Here is a 21722-nt window from a genome sequence, read left to right on the forward strand (position 1 = left end):
TAGAGAATACCTATGTCCGCTTATTTGCAAGGAACAGATCTGGCCGCAAAAGACAAGGCCGCCACACCGGCGCCGGCGCCATCCAAGCCTGTCGCCAACAAGGCCGTGACCATCCACACGCTGGCTACGCTGCGCGCCGCCGGCGAAAAGATCACCATGCTGACCTGCTATGACGCCAGCTTCGCGTCCCTGATGGACCGCTGCGGCGTGGAGATCCTGCTGATCGGCGATTCGCTCGGCATGGTCTGCAATGGCCATAGCTCCACCCTGCCCGTCACCGTGGCCGAACTGGCTTACCACACGGCTTCCGTGGCGCGCGGCAGCAAGTCCGCCATGATCGTTGCCGACCTGCCGTTTGGCGCGTACGGCACGCCCGAGACAGCCTATGCCAACGCCGTCATCCTGATGCAGGCCGGCGCGCACATGATCAAGATCGAAGGCGGCGCCTGGCTGGCCGAAACCGTGCGTTTCCTCTCCGAGCGCGGCATTCCCATCTGCGCGCACATCGGCCTGACGCCGCAATTCGTGCACCAGCTGGGTGGCTATAAAGTGCAAGGCAAGAGCACGGAAAGCGCGGCGGAACTGAAGAACGACGCGCTGGTGCTGCAAAACGCGGGCGCCGCCATCGTGCTGATGGAAGCCATGCCGACGCAACTGGGCAAGGAAGTGACCGACATGCTGACGATTCCGACCATCGGCATCGGCGCAGGTCCCGACTGCTCGGGCCAGGTGCTCGTCATGCACGACATGCTGGGCGTCTTCCCAGGCCGCAAAGCGCGCTTCGTGCGCAACTTCATGGAAGGCGCGGCCAGCATCGACGACGCCGTCACCGGCTACGTCAAAGCCGTCAAGGATGGCAGCTTCCCGGCGCTGGAACACTGCTTCTGATCCAAGTAACCCCCATAAATTATTGTGATTTCTGACTTCCATAACCGGCACTCTGCGGCGTTGCCCACCGCTCGCAGTGCTCGCACTGCGTCGCGGCGGACGCCTTGCATAGCATCCGGCTATGTTCGTCATAATTTCACAATAATTTCCTGAGGATTACTTAGCCTATTGAGGCGATATCGCTCCGGTACTTGCCGGGGCGATTTTTTTTTCGCGTAGCGTTTCTGTCCGTACAAACGCCACCTCCAGTCCAAAAAACTGTCCGATGCGATTCAGCGACTGGATGGTCGGATTGCCCTTGCCGTTCTCGATTTCCTTGATGGTTTTCAGGCTGACTCCTCGGTGTTCCGCAAATTGCGCCTGCGTCATGCGCGAGATGGCGCGCATCTCCTTCACCGCATGCTGGAGCGTGACTTCACCGCGCGCGATGGCGTCGTAGAGCACCGCCCTGCGCTGCCTGAGCTGTTCCTTGTCGATATGGGTGCGCGCCATCTCAGTGCTCCCCCAGCGCGCTCAATTGTTCGATCTGCGTGGCGATGTGAGGCCTGAGAAAGGCGACGATATCATCATCCACGCCTGCCTGCAGCATGCGCCGCTCCAGCTCGACGAGTCGTTGGCCGAAGCGGTAAAGTTCAACCTGAATGTGATTGCGCTCCACGTCGGCAATATCCATGGCGGCCAGAATGGCAGGCCATGCATGCAGCTCTTTTTTGCTGACCGGATGGTACCAGCGCGCTGCCCGCGCAATGCCTGCCGGGTCCAGATACATGGGCGCAAAATCGAACAACGGCGTGAGACGCACGTTGGTACCGATCTTTTGAACGGCGGTATTGCGTGCGTGGTTGTCGGTATTGCGCATGGCCAGGTTCAATATGTCGCGCTTGAGGAATTCAACGGTCTCGGTGGTCTTGTCGCTGACGACGGCGCGCAATGCCTGCAACAGCTCGAACTGGCTGGGCGAAGCTTCAAATCCAACGATGCCGGCTAACGAAGCCGCACTTTCCTGATGCAGGCGAAGTACCTTGCCATCCCGGACTATCCGGTCAAAGCGTGGAATGAACAGGGTATCTTCCTGGTAGCGAAGCTCGCCAGCCGTGCGCAAGCCCATCGCGCTCGCCACGCGCATGTAGGCCGCTTCATTTCTCAGCACCTTGTCATCGCTCGGGGTCTTGCCCCGCGCCCGCTTGACGATAAAATGCGCTGCCGCGCGCTCGTCGGCCAATGCGCCATCCGCATGCCACATTCCCTCATGGTCCGTCGTCAGCAAATATTTCGGCGCCGCGCCCTGGACACCGAGGCTACCTGCTGCCAGCATGCTGTGTACCAGCATGCGTTCGTGAAATGCCTCGCCGCGTCCAATGATGTCTTCCAATGACAACCCGTGCATGGGTGTGTCGGTCTCGTGGCGGGCAAGATGCTGTTCATAGTATTGCACTGCCTCGGCAACGCGGACACACCCGATGGGATTGAAGGCACCGGCGCACATCAACGGAAAATCGGCGGCAGGACCATCCGCCAGTTGCAGCTGCCCCAGCAGATACGCCCGCCCACTCCCCTGGGGGATCAGGTCAAACACAAAGGCTGGCCATTGCGCCAACCTCTGCATATCTGCCGTGATGGGAAAGCGCAGCGATACGGGTTCGACTTTTTTCTCGAAGGCATAATCGAGGTCGTATTCAAACAGCGTGGCAGTACGGGGGTTGCCGCCGGCGGGTTCGAGCAGAGTAAGCAATGCACAATCTTTCCATACTTCCTCATGAAAGATTTGAAAATGACACTCCATACCGCCCCCAAAATAGTCCCTATAACGCCTAATTTAGCATATTTTTGCCAATAATTAGATCATATAGGAGCTAATTATCGCGATAATCGACGCACACTAGCCCACCTGTATCCAAGTCGTCTTCAGCTCCGTGTATTTATCCAGCGCATGCAATGACTTGTCGCGCCCGTTTCCCGACTGCTTGTAGCCGCCGAACGGCACGGTGATATCGTCGCCGTCGTACTGGTTGACGTGCACGGTGCCCGCGCGCAGGGCGCGCGCCGTCTGAATGGCCTTGCTGATGTCGGACGTCCACACGGCCGCCTGCAAGCCGTACGGCGTGGCGTTGGCCTGCTGTACCGCCTCGGCGATATCCGTAAAACCCAGCACCGACAAGACAGGCCCAAATATCTCTTCGCGCGCGATCGTCATGCCCGCGTCCACGCCAAAGATGGTCGGCTGCACGTAATAGCCACCCGTATCAAGGCGCACGGCCTCGCCGCCACCGAGCAGTTGCGCACCCTCCTGCTTGCCGGAAGCGATGTAGCCCATGACGGTCTTCATCTGCGTGGCGTCGACGATGGCGCCCATGACGGTGGCTTCGTCGAGCGGGTCGCCGGGCTGGAAGCGGGGCAGCATGGCCAGCGCCTTGGCGATAAATTCATCCTTGATCGATTCCTCCACGAACAGCCGCGAAGGCGCGTTGCAGCTTTCACCTTGGTTGAAAAAGATGGAGCCGACGGCGGCCGCCACGGCCTTGTCCAGGTCCGGACAATCGGCGCAGACGATGTTGGCGGACTTGCCGCCCAATTCCGTCCACGCCAGTTTCAGGTTCGACTGGCCCGCCATCTGCACGATCAATTTTCCCGTGCGCGTGGAACCCGTAAAGCCGATGCAATCGACATCCATGTGCAGCGCCAGCGCGGCGCCGGCCTCGTTGCCGTAACCGGGCAGCACGTTGAAGACGCCCGCCGGCACGCCCGCTTCCAGCGCGATGTCGGCCAGGCGCAAGGCCGTCAGCGGCGATTTTTCGGATGGTTTCAATATCACGCTGTTGCCGGCCGCGAGGGCGGGCGCGATCTTCCAGGCGGCCATGATCATCGGGTAATTCCACGGCACGATGGCGGCGACGACGCCCACCGGTTCGCGCGTGATCAGGGCCAGGCTGTTGGCGGGTGTCGGTGCGATTTCATCGTAGACCTTGTCGATCGCCTCGCCATACCAGCGCAGGCAGTTGGCCGTGGAGCCCACGTCCACGCTCTGGCTGTATTTGATCGGCTTGCCCATGTCCAGGGTTTCCAGCAGGGCCAGCTCGGGACCGTATTGCTGCACCAGGTCGGCGAACTTGATCAATATCCGCTTGCGCTGCGCGGGGGACTTGCCTGCCCAGCGGCGGTCGTCAAAGGCGGCGCGGGCGGCCTGCACGGCCGCATCCACGTCGGCAGTGTCGCAGCGGGCCACCTGCCCCAGCAAGCGCCCGTCGATGGGCGACAGCTTATCGAAAGTCTGGCCGGATATGGAACCTGTCCGCTTGCCATTGATAACTGCGCGTCCATCGATCGTCAGCGCTGCGGCCCGTGCATGCCAGCTGGTATTTTCCGTCATGGTCGTCTCCTGCAAGGTGAAAACGCCAGCTTACTCTAGTCTTCCAAATAGGCCGCAGACAGTTGCTTGCGGCGTCTGCGGTCCGCGCGCGCCAGCATCACGGCATACGCGATGACGGCGATGGTCACCACCAGGATGGTCAGTGCCGCGATGGCGTTCACGCGTGGGTCCAGCCCCAGGCGCGCACGCGAGAAGATCACCAGCGGCATCGTCGTCGAACCGGGGCCGGACAGGAAAGCCGACAGCACCACGTCGTCCAGTGACAAAGTAAATGTCAGCAGCCAGGCGGACGCCAGCGCCTGCGTGATGTTCGGCAGGGTCACGAGGAAGAAGACCTGGTGCGCGCGGCAGCCCAGGTCCATGGCCGCTTCGGCCAGCGATTTACTCATCTCCTGCAGGCGCGACTGCACTACCACGGCCGCATACGCCATGCCAAGCAGGGTGTGGCCAAGCCAGATGGTCAGCACGCCCCGCTCGGGAAAACCGAAGACCTTTTGCATGGACACCAGCATCAGCAGCAAGGACAGGCCGATGATCACTTCCGGCATCACCAAGGGCGCGCTGACCATGGCGGAAAACACGGTGCGGCCGCGGAAGCGCTGGTAGCTGGAGAGTGCAAAAGCGGCGAAGGTGCCGAGGATGACGGAGGATGTCGCCGACATGAAGGCGATTTTCAGCGACAAACCAAAACCCGAGATGATCTCCGTATCGCTCATCAACTCGCTGTACCAGCGCAGCGAAAAACCGCTCCACACCATGTCCTGGCGCGAGCTGTTGAACGAGAAGACGATCAGTACGATGATGGGCAGGTACAGGAACAGATAGCCGAGCGAAAGCCAGCCGCGGCCGAACCAGCGCTGCAGGAAAGTACGTCCGTTCATGTGCGCTCCTCCGCGTCCTGGTCCGTCTTGTATTTGTTAAAAATGGCCATCGGCACGAGGATCAGCAAGACCACCAGCACCGTCACCGACGACGCCATGGCCCAGTCGTTATTGGTGAAGTATTCATCCCACAGCACGCGGCCGATCATCAGGGTTTCCGGGCCGCCCAGCAGCTCGGGAATCACGTATTCGCCCACGGATGGAATGAACACCAGCATGGCGCCGGCGATGATGCCCGACTTCGACAGGGGCACCGTGATGCGCCAGAACGCCTGCAAGGGCGTGGCGCCCAGGTCGGCCGCCGCTTCCAGGTAGCGCATGTCCATTTTGACCAGGTTCGCGTACAGGGGCAAAATCATGAAAGGCAGGTACGCGTACACCATGCCGACCACCAGCGAAAACGAGGTGTTCATCATGTGCAGCGGTTCGCTCACGACGCCCAGCGCGATCAGCAGGTCGTTGAGCAAGCCGTGGTTGGCCAGGATGCCCTTCCACGCATACACGCGCAGCAGGAACGAGGTCCAGAACGGCAGCATCACCAGCATCATCAGCACGGGCCGGATGGACGGTTTGGCGCGCGCCATGAAGTAGGCGAACGGGTAGCCGATGAACAGGCAGATGGCCGTGGTGATGGCCGCGTATTTCAATGAACTGAGATAGGTGAGCAGATACAGTTCATCGGCGGCGATGAACAGGTAGTTGGCGATTTTGACCTTCAGCACGACGATGCCGTCGACATACGACAGCAAGCCGCCGAACGGGCTGCCCGCCGTGTCCATGTCGGACAGGCTGATGCGCAGCACGATCAGAAACGGTACCAAAAAGGCGGCCGTCAGGAACAGCGACGGCACGGCGATGACGGCATTGCGGCCGGTAAGCCAGCGCAGGGTGACGAGCTTGCGCAGCGATTGCAGGAGGGACGTCATGATGGCCTCAGCTGGTCAGCACGACGATGTCGGCGCCATCCCACCACACCCACACGCGCTGTTCGCGCTCGAGGCGCGCGGCGTCGTGGCGGGCCGCGTTGGTGCGCGAGACTTTCACCACCGTGCCGCTGTCGAGGCGCACATGGTAGCTGGTTTCATTGCCAAAATACGCCATGGCGACGATCACGCCCTGGGCGCAGTTGTAGCCGTGTTCCTTTGGTGACGCGCGCTCTTCCAAAGTGGGTGGCGCGATCTGGATGCCGATTTTTTCGGGGCGCACGGCCACCGAGACATCCATGCCCAGGTTGCCCGTGATGCCGTGCGAAACATAGTGCTCGCCATCGGGCGTGGCGATCACCACGTGATCGGCTTCGTCCTGCGTGATGCGGCCGTCGAACAGGTTGACGCTGCCGATGAAGTCGGCGACAAAACGGCAGTTCGGCGTTTCATAGATTTCGCCGGGTGCGCCCACTTGCAGGATGCGCCCTTCGCTCATGACGGCGATGCGCGTGGCCATGCTCATGGCTTCATCCTGGTCGTGCGTGACCATCACGCAGGTGACGCCCACCTGCTCGATGATGTTCACCAGCTCCATCTGCGTGCGCTCGCGCAGTTTCTTGTCGAGCGCGCCGAGCGGCTCGTCGAGCAGCAGCAATTGCGGCCGCTTGGCCAGGCTGCGCGCCAGCGCCACGCGCTGCTGCTGCCCGCCCGACAGCTGATGCGGCTTGCGCTTCGCGTATTGGCCCAGCTGCACCAGCGCCAGCATCTGCTCGACCCGCGCCGCCACTTCCGCCTTCGGCAAGCCATCACGGCGCAGGCCGAAGGCGATGTTGTCCCACACGGACAGGTGCGGGAACAGCGCGTACGACTGGAACATCATGTTGATGGGGCGCTGGTGTGGCGGCACATCGACGATGCTGTTGCCCGCCAGGGCGATCCTGCCCGACGTCGGCGTCTCGAAGCCCGCCAGCATGCGCAGCAAGGTCGACTTGCCGCAACCTGAACTGCCGAGCAAGGCGAAGATCTCGCCCTTGTTGATCGTCACGGAAATATCATTGACGGCGCGCACGCCATCGAATTCCTTGACCAGTTGATCAATCAGCAAGAAAGGCGCTGGGGCGTCGCTGGCCGACGCGGCTGGTGTTGCTATCGTCATGTGGGTGCTTTGGGTAAGTGGCTGTCAAAATGAAAAACTGGCCGCTACAAAGAGCGGCCAGGATGGAAGTTTAGCGGAACTGCCGCTTATCGGGTCTAAAAATTGTACAGATGTCGATAAAAACCCAACAGCAGAGACTGGGGTCGTACCCTCAGGGTACGACCCCGGCGCTTAGATTTTGGGTTCAGCAAAAACCTACACCCACCCCTTCGCTTTCACCTCCGCATACGTCTTGTCCAGGCACAGCCGTATCAAGCCCACCATTTCATCGATCTGCGCGCGCGTCATCACCAGCGGCGGGGCGACGATCATGCGTTCGCCCACGGCGCGCATGATGACGCCATTGTCGAACATGTGACCGCGGCAGATCATGCCCACGCCCTGGCTTTCGTCGAACAGCTCGTTCTCGTGCACGCTGGCGCCCTTCTTGCGCACCAGGTTCAGGCCCGCGACCAGGCCGCAGCTGTCCGCATAGCCGACCAGCGGGTGTTCGCCCAGGCTGGCGAAGCACTGCTGCAGGTAAGGCCCCGTATCATCGGCCACCTTGGCCACCAGCTGTTCCTCCTCGATGATGCGGATGTTTTCCAGCGCGGCCGCGCAGGCCACGGGGTGGCCGGAATACGTGAAGCCGTGGGTGAACTCTCCGCCCTGTTCAATCAAGACTTTAGCGACCCGGTCGCCCACCAGCACGCCGCCCAGCGGCACATAGCCAGAGGTGACGCCTTTGGCAAAGGTGATCAGGTCGGGCTTGATGCCGAACAGTTCGGAACCGAACCAGCGCCCCAGGCGGCCGAAGCCGCAGATGACTTCATCGGCGATCAGCAAGATGCCGTACTTGTCGCAGATGCGCTGGATTTCGGGCCAGTAGGTCGATGGCGGGATGATGACGCCGCCCGCGCCCTGCACCGGTTCGCCGATGAAGGCGGCCACCTTGTCGGCGCCGATTTCCAGGATTTTGTCTTCCAGCCAGCCAGCCGCCTTCAGGCCGAATGCCTCGGGAGTCAATCCATGGCCCGACTCCAGGTAATTGGGCTGGCCGATATGCGCGATGCCCGGTATCGGCATGCCGCCCTGCGCATGCATGCCATCCATGCCCCCCAGCGACGCTCCCGCCACCGTGCTGCCGTGATAGGCATTGTGGCGGCTGATGATGGTATGTCTCTCCTTGTAGCCGAGGATATCCCAGTAGCGGCGCACCATGCGCAAATTCGTGTCGTTGCCTTCCGAGCCGGAACTGGTGAAGAACACGTGCTGGAACTGCGGCGGCGATATCTGCGCCAGTTTGGCGGCCAGCTGCGCGGCCGGCACGTTCGTCGTGCCAAAGAAGCTGTTATAGAACGGCAGCGTCTCCATTTGCTGGTAGACGGCTTGCGAGATCGACGTGCGACCATAGCCGACGTTGACGCACCACAGGCCCGACATGCCGTCGACGATCTTCTTGCCCAGGCTATCCCACAGATAGACGCCGTCGCCGCGCACCATCACGCGCGCGCCCTTGCTTGCCAGGTCCTGGAAATCGGTGAACGGATGCAGGTAGTGGGCCGAGTCCATCTGCTGGATGGCGTTTGTATCGTACACCTGCGGCGCCGCGTTTTTCTGCGCCACGGAGGATACAAAAGCGGCGCTCGGCGCCAGCGGATTGTTGCTTGTGCTCATAGGTGATCCTTTATACGTGCAGTAAGAGATGCTCGCGCTCCCACGGGCTGATGACGGTCATGAACTCCTGGTGTTCCAGGTCCTTGATGGCCGCATACACGTCGATGAAGCGCTCGCCCAGCACCGTGCGCAGCTTGTCTTCCGCGCGCAGCAACTGCAGGGCCTCGGGCAAGCCTTGCGGCAGTTCGAACTTCATGTCGTAGGCGCTGCCCACCATCATCGGCGTCGCTTCCAGCTGCTCCGTCATGCCAAGGTAGCCGCAGGCCAAAGTGACGGCCAGGGCCAGGTAGGGATTCGCGTCGGCGCCGATGATGCGGTTTTCCACGCGCCGGTCCTGCACACCCGATTCGGGCACGCGAAAACCCACCGTGCGGTTGTCCAGGCCCCATTGAATATTGATCGGCGCGGCCGTGTGGCGCACGATGCGGCGGTAGGAATTCACGTAGGGCGCGACGATGGCCATGGCCGACGGCATGTAGCGCTGCAGTCCCGCGATGTAATGCTTGAAGATGGGCGCGGCCGAACCATCCTCGTTGCTGAAGATGTTCAGGCCCGTCTTCGCATCGACGACGCTCTGGTGCACGTGCATGGCGGAACCTGGTTCGCCCGCCATGGGCTTGGCCATGAAGGTGGCGTACATATCGTGTTTCAAGGCCGCTTCGCGCAGGGTGCGCTTGAAGAAAAACACCTTGTCGGCCAGGCCCAGGGGGTCGCCGTGCAGGAAGTTGATTTCCATCTGCCCCGCGCCGATTTCGTGGATCAGCGTATCGACGTCAAGATTCATCAATTCGCAGTAATCGTAGATATCCTCGAACAATGGGTCGAACTCGTTGACGGCGTCGATGCTGTAGACCTGGCGGCTCGTCTCGGCACGGCCGCTGCGCCCGATGGGCGGCTTCAATGGCAAGTCGGGGTCCGTGTTTTTCGCCGTCAGGTAGAACTCCAGTTCCGGCGCCACCACGGGTTTCCAGCCCTTGTCCGCATACAGTTTCAGCACGCGCCGCAGCACGGAGCGCGGGGCGAAATCGACCAGCGCGCCATCGGCAAAATAGCAGTCGTGGATGACTTGCGCGGTGGGATCCGTGGCCCACGGCACCATGGTGATGGTGGTGGGATCGGCCTTCAAGATCATGTCGCGGTCGGTGCTGGAAATGGCGCGGTCATAGCCGCCATCGTCGACCGGGTAATTGCCCGTCACCGTCATGCCCAGTACCGCTTCCGGGATGCGCATGCCGCGCTCCTGGGTGAATTTCCCGCGCGGCAGGATCTTCCCCCGCGCCACGCCCGTCAAGTCGGGGACCAGGCATTCGATTTCCGTGACGCGCTTTTCATTGAGCCACAAATCCATGTCCGTATAAGTGAAATTTTCGCGTATTGCCATGTTTCCCTCTCGTTGGTCTTGCGCTTTTCCTGATTAAGCGCCGCATGGTGCTGGTGCGGCGCGCCTGTCATCCTTTCTTTCTATGCTGCTGTTCCTGGTAATCGCGGCACGCCTGGCCAAAGGCGCCGAACAGGCGCATGGCCTGCGGATTGTCTTCCACCTGCCATTCCGGATGCCATTGCACGGCCAGCGTAAAACCGGCGGCGCTGGCCACGCTATACGCTTCCACCAGGCCGTCGTCGGCCAGCGCTTCCACCAGCAAGCCATCGGCCAGACGGGCGACACCCTGGCCATGCAGGGAATTGACCATCATTTCGCTCTCGCCGCCCAAGAGGCGCGACAGCAGGCCGTCGGGCATCAGCTTGATGCGGTGCGAAGGCACGTACTGGCGCTCCAAAGGATCGAGCACGTTTTCACGGTGGTCCTGCATGCCCGGCACCGCGTGCACGGCCTGGTGCAGGCTGCCGCCCAGGGCCACGTTGACTTCCTGGAAGCCGCGGCAAATGGCCAGCAGGGGCAACTGGCGCGCCAGCGCGGCGCGGATCAGGGGCAAGGTGGTGGCGTCGCGCGCGGGGTCTTGCGGCAGGTCGGGATGGAGGATGTCTTCGCCATACAGGCGAGCGTCGACGTTCGAGGCGGAGCCGGTCAGCATGACGCCGTCGGCGACGTGCAGCGCCGCCTCCAGGTCCGCGTCCGCGCCCAAGGCGGGCAGCAGCAGCGGCATGCAGCCGGCGCCGCGCAGCACGGCGTGCAGGTATTTATCCTGCGCCATGTGCCAGGCGTGGCTGCCAAGCTGGCGCTGGCAGGCGGGAACGAGAACGATGGGACGGCGCATGGAGCTTCCTCGCTGGCGTGACGATCCAATGACAGCGCCATGACGGCGCTGCCGCTCGCTTCACTGTACAGCAGAGCCGCAGGGAGCGGCCACACGGATGGGAATGGCCAGCGGTGGCACACATCGCCTACACTACGGCTTTGCAATATTGCTCTTGATAAAATCATCATATGCCCGTCCGGCGCCAAACACCAGCGCCACAGGCAAAGTCCCTACCTTTCCCATGCATCCACACCGTTTTCCAGTCATCCCGAACACCATTTCCACCCTGCGGGGGCAGCCATGAGGCACATGCCATGGCGCGACTTCTTCGCCCTCGTCGTCAGCATCGGCGTGGTCGGCCTGGGTCTGGGCGCGACCATGCCGCTCACCGCATTGACCTTGCACCAGCGCGGCGTGGGCACGGACATCATCGGCATGATCACGGCCGTCGCCGCCTTGGGCATCCTGGCCGCCTCGCCATTCGTCTCGCGCTGGGTGGGACGTTTCGGCGCGCGCGCCACCATGCTGGGCGCCGTGTGGGTGGCGTCACTGACGACGATCGCCATGCAGTGTACCGACCACCTGCTGGCGTGGAGCGTGCTGCGCTTCCTGTTCGGCGGCGCCATGGGCGTGCTGTTTACCATCGGCGAAGCGTGGGTGAACCGGCTGGCGCCCGATAATTCGCGCGGCAGGGTGGTGGCCATGTACACCACCAGCTTTACGTTTTTCCAGCTGATCGGCCCTGCCCTCGTGGCACTGTTCAACGACAAGATTTCCTGGAGCTTCGCCGCCTGCGGCCTGCTATTTTTGCTGGCCGTGCCGGGATTGATGCTGATCTCGAACAGCGGCCCGGAAAAGGAACCGGAAGAGCATGGTGTGAAGTGGACCCTGATTTTGCCGCGCATGCCGATGATCGTGCTCGGCGCCGCCTTCTTCGCCCTGTTCGATACGCTGGCATTGAGCTTGCTGCCCCTGTACGCGATGGAGCACGGCATCGGCACGGACCTGGCCCTGCTGTCGGCCACCGTGGTGCTGGTGGGCGACACGGGCCTGCAATTCGCGCTGGGATGGATGGCCGACCGCTACGGCCGCGCCAAAGTCCACGCGGGCTGCGGCGTGGCCGTCTGCCTGCTGCTGCCGCTGCTGCCATTCGCCGTCGGCACGCCGTGGCTGTGGTGGACCTTGCTGCTGTTGCTGGGCGCGGCGGCGGGCGGCATCTACATGCTGGCGCTAGTGGCTTGCGGCGAACGGTTTACGGGCCTGTCGCTGACCAGCGCCAGCGCCATCGTCAACGCCACCTGGGGCATCACCAGCGGCGGCGGCCCCCTGCTGACGGGCGTCCTGATGCAATCGGTGGGCGTGAACGCCCTGCCGGCCGTGATGTGGGTGTGCGCCGCCATTTTCGTCGGCAGCGCCGTGTGGGAACGCAGGAAGGGGATCGTCTAGCGTTTTTTACTTACTCTCCAGCCGCTGCCGCAGTTCCCCGGCCACCGGATAATCAGGATACGCCTGCCGGAAGGCCGTCCACTCCTCCTGCGCCAGCGCGCCTTCGCCCGCCTTGAGCAGGGCGTCGATCTTCACCAGCCACACGGAAGCATCGAGCCTGGCCGGTGGTGGCAGCGGCGCCGACTTTGCCACGATGGGAGCGGGCATGGCCAGCGCCCGCTGTGCCGGCGCCTGGCGCTGCAGGCTGGCTTCGGCCTGCATAGCCGCTTGCTGCTCCATCGCCTCCCGCATTGCCGGAGGTGGTGGCGGGGCCGGTGGCGCTGGCGGAGAAACGGGTGCTGACACGGGTGCTGGCACTGGCTCGGCTTGCGCCGGCGGCCTCGGTGCCGCCTTGGCCATGGCGCGCGGTGCTGGCGGTAGTGGCGCAAACTCAGTCGCAGGTGCGGCTTCCCGCATCACCTCTTGCGTGACCGGTTCCCCCACCACGGGAAATTGCGCCGGTTTCGAACCGAACCAGTCCACGCCGATCAGGTTCACCGTCAACAGCACGGCGGCGGCCAATCCCAGCGGAACGCGCCAGCGCTGCAGGTAGTCCGGCGATTTTTTGGCCGGCAGGGTGCGCAGCACGCCATCGGCGCTGTCGTTCGCGGCCGTCGGCTGGCGCAAGGCTTTTTCCGCATCCGCCAGGATGGCCGCATCAAGCGCGCTGGAAGGCGCGGGCTGCGGCAGACTGGCCAGCAGGGCCTTCAATTCCTCGTCATGCAAATCGTCATTATCTTGATCGTGCGTCTTCATGCCTGTCCTCCCGCGCCAGCGGCGCTGTCCAAGCCCGCGCGCAATTTCTGCATGGCGTAGCGCAGCCGGCTCTTGACGGTTTCCGCTTCCGCTCCCGTCACCACGGCGATCTCCAGAATGCTCATGCCGCTGAACTGCTGCAGCACCAGCGCTTCCTTTTGCTCCACCGGCAGCGCGGCGATGGCCGCATGCAGCAATGCGTGCTGCTGTTTCTGTTCCAGCGATTGCGGCGGCGATGCACCCTCGTCCACCAGTTCGCCCACGTCGCCGTGTTCCTGACCTTCGCGCTGGCGCAGGAGGTCGATCAGGCGGTTGCGCGCGATCTGGTACAGATAGGTACGAAAGGCCGCTTGCGGCTGGTAGCCGGCGCGCGCCGCGTGCAGGCTGGCCCACGCATCCTGCACGATCTCGTCCACCCAGGCGCGGCGCGGCGAACGCCAGGCCACGAAGCGGTACAGGCCCTGGCCATGGCGCCGGTACAATTCGCGAAACGATGGCAGGTCGCCGGCGCTGTAGCGCAGCATCAGGTCTTCATCCGTCGCGGTAATGAGGGTGTCGGGCATGCGGAGCAGTGTAGCCGAACTACGCGGCAGCGGCAATTTCCCTGCGCCGTCAGCGAACAGGGGACGCAATGGGTGCATAGCTGATGCGGCGCACTTCGCGGATCTGTCCATCCTTGAGCGCCCCTTCCACCACTTCATAGCCGAGCAGGGCGAAGACGCGGCCCTGCAGGAACAAGGGACGCGCATTGCCATACCAGTCCACGCACGATGCGCGGCAGCCGTCGTCCGGCATTTGGCCCGGCCGCGCCGCCAGCGCGCCCAGTTCCGTCAACTGCAAGCCGCTGTTGCGCAGATACAGGACGGAGGCGGCCGGCTTGTTGAGGCCAGGCCGTTCGTCCGCGCCCAGGATGGGCAGGCCGATCAGGCCTTCGCTAGCCGTTTGCGGCTTGTAGAAAAAGCCGTGGCTGCGCGACTCGCCCTGCGCCGCATCGGCGCGGATGTAGCGCGTGGCAATCGCCGCATGCGTCCCCAGGCCGATGGTGCTGAAGTGCAGATCCTTGCCCTGCGCACCGATCACCACGGCGTCATTGCCCAGCGCTTCAATGCGCTCGACGCCATGCGGCAGCGACAAGGCTTGCACGCTGCCCGCATCGGCCCAGCGCACGGCATACAGGGGCTGGCGCGGCCAGGCCTGGTCCGCCTGACGGCGTCCTGCATTGCCGGGATGGCCGTACAACAGATACGGCCCGACATAGCGATTCTGCAAGCCGTAGCCGCCGCCACCTGGCAGCGCCTTGTAGCTGCTGGCGGGCGCGCTGTCGCGGCCATCGGAAAACGAGGCCAATGGCACGCGCAGCAAGGCCATGTCGCCGCGCCCGCGCGCGCCGTCCCACATGGCGTCGCCCTGGCCTTCGGCGCGCAGCAGCACGTTCAGGTGGCCATCGCCACTTTCAAGGAACGAGAACTGGTCGACGGGTGCGCCCGCCACTTTCAATGCGCTGGGCGCACTGCCATCGAGGGGAATGCGGAACACGCCCGAGTCGCGGCCGCGGCGCGTGGTCCACACGAAAACGGATTCGCCCGACACATAAAACACGCGGCCTTGGGGCCCCATGACGGCCGTTGCTTCGCAGCGCATGTCGCGCTGCGCCAGGTCGCACACGGTGACCGTGTGCAGGGTCAGGCCGAAGCCCGTTTCCGGTTCTTCATCGGTGCGGTAGATGCGCGTGGCCGGAGCGATGCGCTTGAAGTCGGACGGCACGGCGTCGGGGCGCCAGCGGCGCAGCGCGGGAAAGCCGCCAAACGGATCGCCGCGGCGCAGGTTCAGCGACAGGGGCGAGTAGAACACCAGTTTGCTGCCGATCAGGCGGCTGGCGTAATTACGCGAGGAGTAATAATCGTTGGAGCGCAAGTGATAGGTGGAGCGGTAGGCCAGCTTGCCGTCGGCATCGATGTCGAACAGGCCGATCTCCGTGCCGCCGCGGCTGTAGCTGTAGCCGATCACCACCACCGTGTCGCCGTCGAGCAGCATCTCGTCATACCAGCTGCCCGACGGGTCGCTACCCGGCGCGAAGGCGTCGAGCGAGGACACGGGCTGCAAGGCATTGCCACCCACCTGCACGGTGAACAGCTTGCCGCGCCGGAGCATCACCAGGTGCTTGCCATGCAGCTTGACGATGCCGCCTTCGTCCACGCCCGCCGTCTGCACATTGGTGACCGATTCCGCCGCTTCTGCCGATGCTGCCGGCGCGGATTTCGCCATCATCGGCGCGGGAGAGGCGGGAGGAGCCGGCGGCGCCGACATGGACTGCGCCGTGGCGCGCTGCAGTTTCTGCTGCTCCTTCTGCAGTGCCGCCTGGCGCGCCTGCAACTGCTGCAGATAGCTGCTCAAGGCTTGCTCGCTGGCGAACGGCGCCAGGGTTTTCCTTGGCGCCGTGCCGGCGGCGTGGCTGCCTGCCGACAGCAGCAGGGACAGTATCAATGTGATCTTGAGGGCGCTGGACATCGCTTCTTCTCCGGTTGGCTGGGGTGTCCAACATGAAACGCGGCAGCGCAGAAAAAGGGGTTAAACGCGCGTGAAAATAATCACGTAGCGTTTTATTTTATTCAAAACCCCGTATGCGGTCACCATTGAAATTCGGCAGGCGCCATTCAAAATGCAGGGCCAGGAAGCGGAACAGGAAGCCGGCGCCGATGGACGCCAGCTGCGCCACCGAGCTGTCGACCTTGAAGTGCAGCAGGCCCACGTACAGGGCGCCCGTGAACAGGGCCACGGTGGCATACACTTCGCGCTGCAACACCAGCGGAATCTGGTTGCACAGGATATCGCGCAGCAGGCCGCCGAAGACGCCCGTGATCATCCCTGCCAGCACGACGATGGCCGGATGCATCTTGGCCGACATGGCGATGTCGCAGCCGATCACGCAAAACGCCACCAGGCCCAGGCCGTCGACCAGCAAAAAGATGGCGCGCAAATGGTGCAAATAGCGCGCGACAAAGGCCGTCACGATGGCCGCGCCAATGGTAAACAGCAGGTATTCGGGATGCGCGATCCAGCCCAGCGGATAGTGCCCCAGCAGCACGTCGCGCACGGTGCCGCCGCCGAGCGCCGTGACGGTGCCGATCATGCAGATGCCGAACAAGTCCATGCCGCGCCGCATGCCCATGATGGCGCCGGACATCGCTTCGGCGACGATCGCCACCAGGTAAATCGTATATAACAGCATGGTCTTATTCTTCCGAAAATGATTTGAGAATTTGTTCGCGTTCGCGCGCTTCGCTCAGGGTGCGCGCTTCATTCGTGCCCGTGCCGGAGCCGCCATCGCCAGCTTCACCATGCGCCATGCGCGTATCAGCGCCGCCGCTGCCGCAGCCGACGCTGCTGTGGATAAAGGCAAAGTTCTCCTGCAGGCAGTCGCCGGCCAGGTATTCGGCATACACGTAATCGCCATCGAGCAGGGACAGGCCTGGCGGCTCGGCCAATACCTGTTCGCGGCGGCCCTGCACGGCCACCTGCATGTAGTCGCGCCAGACGGGCAGCGCCAACGTCCCCCCGGTGGCGTTGCCCAGGCTCTTGGGCTGGTCGTAGCCAAGCCACACGACGGAGACGAGCCCCGAGGAATAGCCGGCGAACCAGGCGTCATAGGCGTTGTTCGACGTGCCCGTCTTGCCGGCCGCGTCGCCACGCCCCAGCGCCAGCGCGCCGCGTCCCGTGCCGCTCTTGACGACGTCGCGCAGCATGCTGTCCATGACGTAGGCATTGCGCGTGGAGATCACTTGCGTGCCCGGTGCCGGCGCATCCTTGGCACGTGGCGCCGCATCGCTGAACAGCACTTCTCCGCTGCGGCTGCGCACTTGCTTGATCAGTTTTGGCGGCATCTGCATGCCGCCATTGGCGAACACCGCATACGATTGCGCCAGCTGCAGCGGCGTGACGGCGCCCGCACCCAGCGCCAGCGGCAGGGAGACGGGATTGCGCGCGCCCTCGAAGCCGAAGCGCGTGGCGTAGTGCTGCACGTAGCCGGGACCGGCCGCCTGCATCAGGCTCACGGCCACGAGGTTTTTCGAGCGCACGAGGCCGCGCCGCACGCTGATGAAGCCTTCATAATTATTGCCGTAATTGCGCGGACGCCATGGCCGCGCGCCCGTTTCCTGCGGCAGCAGCAAACGCTGCGTGTCGTCCACGGCCGTGCCGGGGAAATAGCCCTTTTCCAGCGCCGCCGAATACACGAAAGGCTTGAAGCTGGAACCGGGCTGGCGGTAGGCTTGCATGGCGTGGTTGTAGTGGTTGCGGTAAAAATCGAAGCCGCCCGCCATGGCGACGATTTCACCGCTGTGCGCCTCGACGGAAATGAGCGCGCCTTCCATCTCGGGCAGCTGGCTCACCAGCCAGCGTTTTTTCGCCGCGTCGTGCACTACGCGAATGACGCTGCCCGCGACGATGGCGCGTTTGCCATCCCAGGCCAGCTTGCCGCCCAGGCGTGCTTCCGAGGCGGTGAGCACGATCTCGTCGCCATTGCGCAGCTGCGCCGTCACCTGGCGCTTGGCCGAAGTCTCGACCTTGCGCACGAGGGCGGCGCGCAAATCTCCGCTGTCCAGATAGGCGGCCAGCTGGCGCGCCACGCTGTCTGCGGAGGGGGCCAGACGCGCTTCCGGGCCACGGTAGCCGCGCCGCGCCTGCGCATTCAGCAAGCCATCGCGCAGCGACTTGTCGGCCGCCCGCTGCGGCGCCATGCGGATGGTGGTCGTCACGTCCAGTCCCATGCTGTAAGCGCCTTCGGGATAGCTTTGCAAGATCAATTGACGCGCTTCCTCGACCGCATACGCAGCCGCATGCACGGAGCTGTTGCGGTCCTTGTTCAGGGCCAGTTTTTCCGCCACCGCCGCATCGTATTCCACTGGCGTGATGTAGCCCAGTTCGCGCATGCGCTGCAGGATGTAATGCTGGCGCACGGTGGCGCGCTGGGGATTGGCGACGGGGTTGTAGGCCGACGGCGCTTTCGGCAAGCCGGCCAGCATGGCCGCTTCGGCGATGCTGACTTCAGCCAGCGGTTTGTCGAAATAGATGTTCGAGGCGGCGGAAAAGCCGTAGGAGCGCTCGCCCAGGTAAATCTGGTTCATATACAGTTCCAGCAGCTTGTCCTTGCCGTAGTGCTGTTCCAGCTTGTAGGCGAGCAGCATCTCCGTCAGCTTGCGCTGCACGGTCTTTTCGCGCGACAGGAAAAAGTCGCGCGCCACCTGCATGGTGATGGTGCTGGCGCCCTGCGCGTGGTGGCCCGTGACGACGTTGGCCAGGGTAGCGCGCGTCAAGCCATAGAAGTCGACGGCGCCGTGTTCATAAAAGCGCGCATCCTCGATGGCCAGCAAAGCCTGGCGCATGCGCAGCGGGATGTCTTTCAAGGGCAGGAACTCGCGGCGCTCTTCGCCGTATTCGGCCAGCAGCTCGCCTTCGCTGGAAAAAATACGCAGCGGCAGCGCGGGCTTGTACTGGGCCAGGTGTTCGACGGCCGGCAAATCCTGCCATGCCTGGCGCAGCCACCAGCCGCCCGCCAGCGCGGCGGCCATGCCCAGGCCCAGAGTCAATCCCAGGCCGAATTTCAGATTGCGCGCCAGCTTGGACTGGGGCTTGCGGGTGGTGCTGTCGTTCGCTTGTGCTTCCATGGTGGTATTCCTTGCTGCCAGGAGGCCGCGCGCTGGCGCATGGCACTCCATCAAAGAGGCATTGTGCATTGCAACACACCCATCCTTATCAAAAGTAAGTATTATTTAGTATTGATAAATTTTTCTTATGTCAGGCATCCATCATGAATTTGAATCCCAAGCACACGGAAGCGTTCCGCGCCGTCGTCGAAACGGGCAGCTTCGAGCAGGCGGCGCTGCGGCTGCACCTGACGTCACCGGCCATTTCGCAGCGGGTGCGGGCGCTGGAAAGCCAGCTGGGCAATGCGCTGATCGTGCGCAGCCGCCCCGCGCGCGCCACGCGCATGGGCCAGCGGCTGATGCAGTACCTGAAGCGGGCCAAGCTGCTGGAAGCGGACTTGCAGGCGGAACTGGCGGTGCAGCAGGATGCCCCGCTGACCCTGGTGCTGGCGCTGAACGCGGACTCGATGGGCACCTGGTTCTTCCCCGCCCTGTCGGAAGTGCTGATACGCGAGCGCGTGCTGCTGGACCTGACCGTGGAAGACCAGGACCACACGTATACCTTGCTGGAAACGGGCATGGCCATCGGCTGCATCAGCACGGAAGCCAAGCCCATGCGCGGCTGCACGGCCGAGCCGCTGGGCGTGATGCGCTACTGGCTGGTGGCCACGCCCGCGTTCCGCCAGCAATGGTTCGCGAATGGCCTGACGCGCAAGGCGGCGCGCACGGCGCCCGTCGTCGCCTACACGCGCAAGGACACCCTGCAATCGTCGTTTCTGCAGGAAGCGCTGGGGCTGCCCGAAGGCGCCTATCCCTGCCATTACGTGCCGGGTGCCACCTCGCACTTCAATGCCATCCGCTATGGCCTCGGCTACGGCATGGTGCCCGAACTGTTATTGAAGGCGAACACGGATGGCGAGCTGGTGGAAATGCTCACGCCCAAGACCCCGGCCGACGTGGCCCTGTACTGGCACACGTGGAAAGTGCAATCGCCGCGCATGGAGCAACTGTCGCGGCAAATCATCGCGGCGGCGCGCAGCATGCTGAAATAACTATCTTTGCATACCCCAGCGCTTGAGAGTCACGCGTTCCAGGCTGCGAAAGCCAATGTTTTCCACGATTAAACCGATGACGATGACGGCCGCCAGGCCGGCAAACACCTTGTCCGTGTACAGCTCGTTGCGGTTCTGGAAGATGTACCAGCCCAGGCCGCCCTGCCCCGACGTCGTACCGAACACCAGCTCGGCCGCGATCAGGGTGCGCCAGGCGAATGCCCAGCCTATTTTTAGACCCGAGACGATGGAAGGCAAGGCGCCCGGCACGAGGATGTGCAGCACCAGGCGCAAGCCGTTCAAGCCGTAATTGCGGCCCGCCATGCGCAGAGTCTCGGGCACGCCCTGGAAACCCGCATACGTGTTCAGGGCCAGCGGCCACATCACGGAATGGACAATGACGAAGATCAGGCTGGCGCGCCCCAGGCCGAACCACAGCAGGGCCAGCGGCAACAAGGCGATGGCCGGCAAGGGATTCAACATGGCCGTCAGGGTTTCCAGCACGTCGCGCCCGATGCGGCTGGACACGGCCAGCAAGGTCAGCACGAAGGCGGCCAGCACGCCCACCGCATAGCCTTGCAGCAAGACGACGAGGGAGGCGGCCGTGCGCGTGAGCAATTCACCGCTGGCGATGCCACCGATAAACGCCTGCGCCGTCTGGACAAAACTGGGCAACAGTAAATCGTTCTGCGTCCAGCGCGCCGCGCCTTCCCACAGCAGGGCCAGGCTGAGCAAAATGAAAGCCTTGCGCCACAGCGCATGCTGGCTCACACGCTGCCAGCGCGACAGCGGCCGCTCGACGGTGACGCCGGCCGGCGGCGCCGCCGCATACACGAATTCCTGGCGGATCGGCGGCTCCAGCAGCGCGCTCATACGGCCTCCCGCTGCGCGGCCACTGCTTGCGGCACAGGAGCGACTTCCTCATCGAACAGCAAGCCATGGATGCGGCTGCTGGCGGCCTGGAATTCCGCGCTGCCCGCGCTGTGCAAGCCGAATTGATGACTGTTGAGTTCAGCGCGCACGCGGCCCGGATGGGGCGACAGCAGCAGGATGCGGTTGCCCACGACCAAAGCTTCTTCGATCGAATGCGTAACGAACACAAGCGTAAAGCGCAGCTCTTCCCACAGGCGGCTCAGTTCTTCCTGCATCTTGCGCCGCGTCAAGGCATCGAGGGCGGCGAACGGCTCGTCCATCAGCAGCACTTCCGGCTGCATGGCCAGGGCACGGGCGATGGCTACCCTCTGCTTCATGCCGCCCGACAAGGTATGCGGATGGGCATCTTCAAAGCCAGCCAGGCCCACCTTGGCGATCCAGTGATGAGCGCGCTCGCGGGCCGCCACCTTGTCCAGGCGCTTGCTGGCAAGTAAAGGGAACATGACGTTTTCCAGCACCGTTTTCCATGGCGGCAACTGGTCGAATTCCTGGAACACGACGACACGGTCCGGCCCCGGTTTGTGGATGGGCAGGCCCTGCATGGCGATGCTGCCCGCGCGCGGCGCGATGAAACCGGCCACGGCTTTCAGCAAGGACGACTTGCCGCAGCCCGATGGCCCCAGCAGCACGAAGCGGTCGCCGCGAAACACGTCGAAACTGACGTCATGCGTGGCGCGCACGGTGCGCTGCTCGGTGCGGTATTCCAGGCTGACATGCTTGACGCTGAGCAGCGGCTGTAGCGCAACGGGAGGACGGACCAGGTGAAAAGCGGGCGCGTTCAT

The 21722-nt window shown here is 63.5% G+C and carries 19 protein-coding genes; 3 read left to right on the forward strand and 16 right to left on the reverse strand.

The genetic code is table 11. The annotated features are described in order from the left end of the window. The first annotated feature begins 12 nt into the window (after positions 1 to 12). Positions 13 to 888, forward strand: a complete 876-nt coding sequence (panB, locus tag FG13_RS16305) for a 3-methyl-2-oxobutanoate hydroxymethyltransferase (RefSeq protein WP_176388229.1) — start codon at positions 13 to 15, stop codon at positions 886 to 888. Between the two features lie 165 nt (positions 889 to 1053). Here the strand turns inward: panB and FG13_RS16310 are convergent, their stop codons facing one another. From FG13_RS16310 to FG13_RS16350, 9 genes are all read right to left on the reverse strand, one after another. Continuing rightward, a complete protein-coding gene (locus FG13_RS16310; protein ID WP_035822549.1) occupies positions 1054 to 1380 on the reverse strand; it encodes a helix-turn-helix transcriptional regulator in 327 nt (108 codons plus the stop codon). A gap of 1 nt (position 1381) precedes the next feature. Continuing rightward, positions 1382 to 2620 carry a type II toxin-antitoxin system HipA family toxin gene (locus FG13_RS16315; protein ID WP_235211746.1) on the reverse strand — a complete coding sequence of 413 codons (1239 nt, stop codon included), beginning with the start codon at positions 2618 to 2620 and terminating at the stop codon, positions 1382 to 1384. Between the two features lie 147 nt (positions 2621 to 2767). Then, the gene (locus FG13_RS16320; RefSeq protein WP_035822551.1) at positions 2768 to 4255 is read right to left on the reverse strand and encodes an aldehyde dehydrogenase; all 1488 of its coding nucleotides are present in this window, start codon (positions 4253 to 4255) and stop codon (positions 2768 to 2770) included. A 35-nt stretch (positions 4256 to 4290) separates the two neighbouring features. Next, on the reverse strand, positions 4291 to 5136 hold the full coding sequence (locus FG13_RS16325; protein ID WP_035822552.1) for an ABC transporter permease: 846 nt from the start codon (positions 5134 to 5136) through the stop codon (positions 4291 to 4293). Further along, a complete protein-coding gene (locus tag FG13_RS16330) occupies positions 5133 to 6062 on the reverse strand; it encodes an ABC transporter permease subunit (protein WP_035822554.1) in 930 nt (309 codons plus the stop codon). The genes FG13_RS16325 and FG13_RS16330 overlap by 4 nt, the downstream gene beginning before the upstream one ends. A gap of 7 nt (positions 6063 to 6069) precedes the next feature. Then, a complete protein-coding gene (locus FG13_RS16335) occupies positions 6070 to 7218 on the reverse strand; it encodes an ABC transporter ATP-binding protein (protein ID WP_035822557.1) in 1149 nt (382 codons plus the stop codon). A 195-nt stretch (positions 7219 to 7413) separates the two neighbouring features. Beyond that, a complete protein-coding gene (locus FG13_RS16340; RefSeq protein WP_035822560.1) occupies positions 7414 to 8874 on the reverse strand; it encodes an aspartate aminotransferase family protein in 1461 nt (486 codons plus the stop codon). A gap of 10 nt (positions 8875 to 8884) precedes the next feature. Further along, positions 8885 to 10255 (reverse strand): glutamine synthetase family protein, encoded by a 1371-nt coding sequence (locus FG13_RS16345; protein ID WP_035822563.1) that lies wholly within the window; start codon positions 10253 to 10255, stop codon positions 8885 to 8887. Positions 10256 to 10322: 67 nt separating this feature from the next. Then, positions 10323 to 11090, reverse strand: coding sequence for a gamma-glutamyl-gamma-aminobutyrate hydrolase family protein (locus FG13_RS16350; protein ID WP_035822566.1), 768 nt, complete (start codon positions 11088 to 11090; stop codon positions 10323 to 10325). Between the two features lie 39 nt (positions 11091 to 11129). On the opposite strand from FG13_RS16350, the gene FG13_RS16355 reads away from it, so the two are divergent. Then, a complete protein-coding gene (locus FG13_RS16355; RefSeq protein ID WP_442905206.1) occupies positions 11130 to 12518 on the forward strand; it encodes an MFS transporter in 1389 nt (462 codons plus the stop codon). Between the two features lie 6 nt (positions 12519 to 12524). On the opposite strand, the gene FG13_RS16360 is transcribed toward FG13_RS16355, so the two are convergent. From FG13_RS16360 to FG13_RS16380, 5 genes are all read right to left on the reverse strand, one after another. After that, positions 12525 to 13313, reverse strand: coding sequence for a hypothetical protein (locus tag FG13_RS16360; protein ID WP_035822571.1), 789 nt, complete (start codon positions 13311 to 13313; stop codon positions 12525 to 12527). Continuing rightward, the gene (locus FG13_RS16365) at positions 13310 to 13876 is read right to left on the reverse strand and encodes a sigma-70 family RNA polymerase sigma factor (RefSeq protein WP_235211747.1); all 567 of its coding nucleotides are present in this window, start codon (positions 13874 to 13876) and stop codon (positions 13310 to 13312) included. Before FG13_RS16365 ends, FG13_RS16360 begins: the two co-directional genes overlap by 4 nt. 49 nt (positions 13877 to 13925) lie before the next feature. Next, positions 13926 to 15821: a beta-propeller domain-containing protein gene (locus FG13_RS16370; protein WP_035822573.1), complete on the reverse strand. Its 1896-nt coding sequence runs from the start codon at positions 15819 to 15821 to the stop codon at positions 13926 to 13928. A 97-nt stretch (positions 15822 to 15918) separates the two neighbouring features. Continuing rightward, positions 15919 to 16542 carry a trimeric intracellular cation channel family protein gene (locus FG13_RS16375; RefSeq protein ID WP_035822575.1) on the reverse strand — a complete coding sequence of 208 codons (624 nt, stop codon included), beginning with the start codon at positions 16540 to 16542 and terminating at the stop codon, positions 15919 to 15921. 4 nt (positions 16543 to 16546) lie between these two features. Then, positions 16547 to 18976 (reverse strand): penicillin-binding protein 1A, encoded by a 2430-nt coding sequence (locus tag FG13_RS16380; protein ID WP_035822577.1) that lies wholly within the window; start codon positions 18974 to 18976, stop codon positions 16547 to 16549. Positions 18977 to 19119: 143 nt separating this feature from the next. Between FG13_RS16380 and FG13_RS16385 the strand changes: the two genes are divergently transcribed. Further along, positions 19120 to 20007, forward strand: a complete 888-nt coding sequence (locus FG13_RS16385) for an HTH-type transcriptional regulator ArgP (protein ID WP_035822579.1) — start codon at positions 19120 to 19122, stop codon at positions 20005 to 20007. On the opposite strand, the gene FG13_RS16390 is transcribed toward FG13_RS16385, so the two are convergent. Both FG13_RS16390 and FG13_RS16395 read right to left on the reverse strand, forming a co-directional pair. Further along, positions 20008 to 20880: an ABC transporter permease gene (locus FG13_RS16390; RefSeq protein ID WP_035822580.1), complete on the reverse strand. Its 873-nt coding sequence runs from the start codon at positions 20878 to 20880 to the stop codon at positions 20008 to 20010. After that, positions 20877 to 21722, reverse strand: coding sequence for an ABC transporter ATP-binding protein (locus tag FG13_RS16395; protein WP_035822582.1), 846 nt, complete (start codon positions 21720 to 21722; stop codon positions 20877 to 20879). The genes FG13_RS16390 and FG13_RS16395 overlap by 4 nt, the downstream gene beginning before the upstream one ends.

It is taken from the genome of Janthinobacterium sp. RA13 (assembly GCF_000745325.1).
In the GTDB taxonomy this organism is placed as follows: domain Bacteria; phylum Pseudomonadota; class Gammaproteobacteria; order Burkholderiales; family Burkholderiaceae_D; genus Janthinobacterium; species Janthinobacterium rivuli.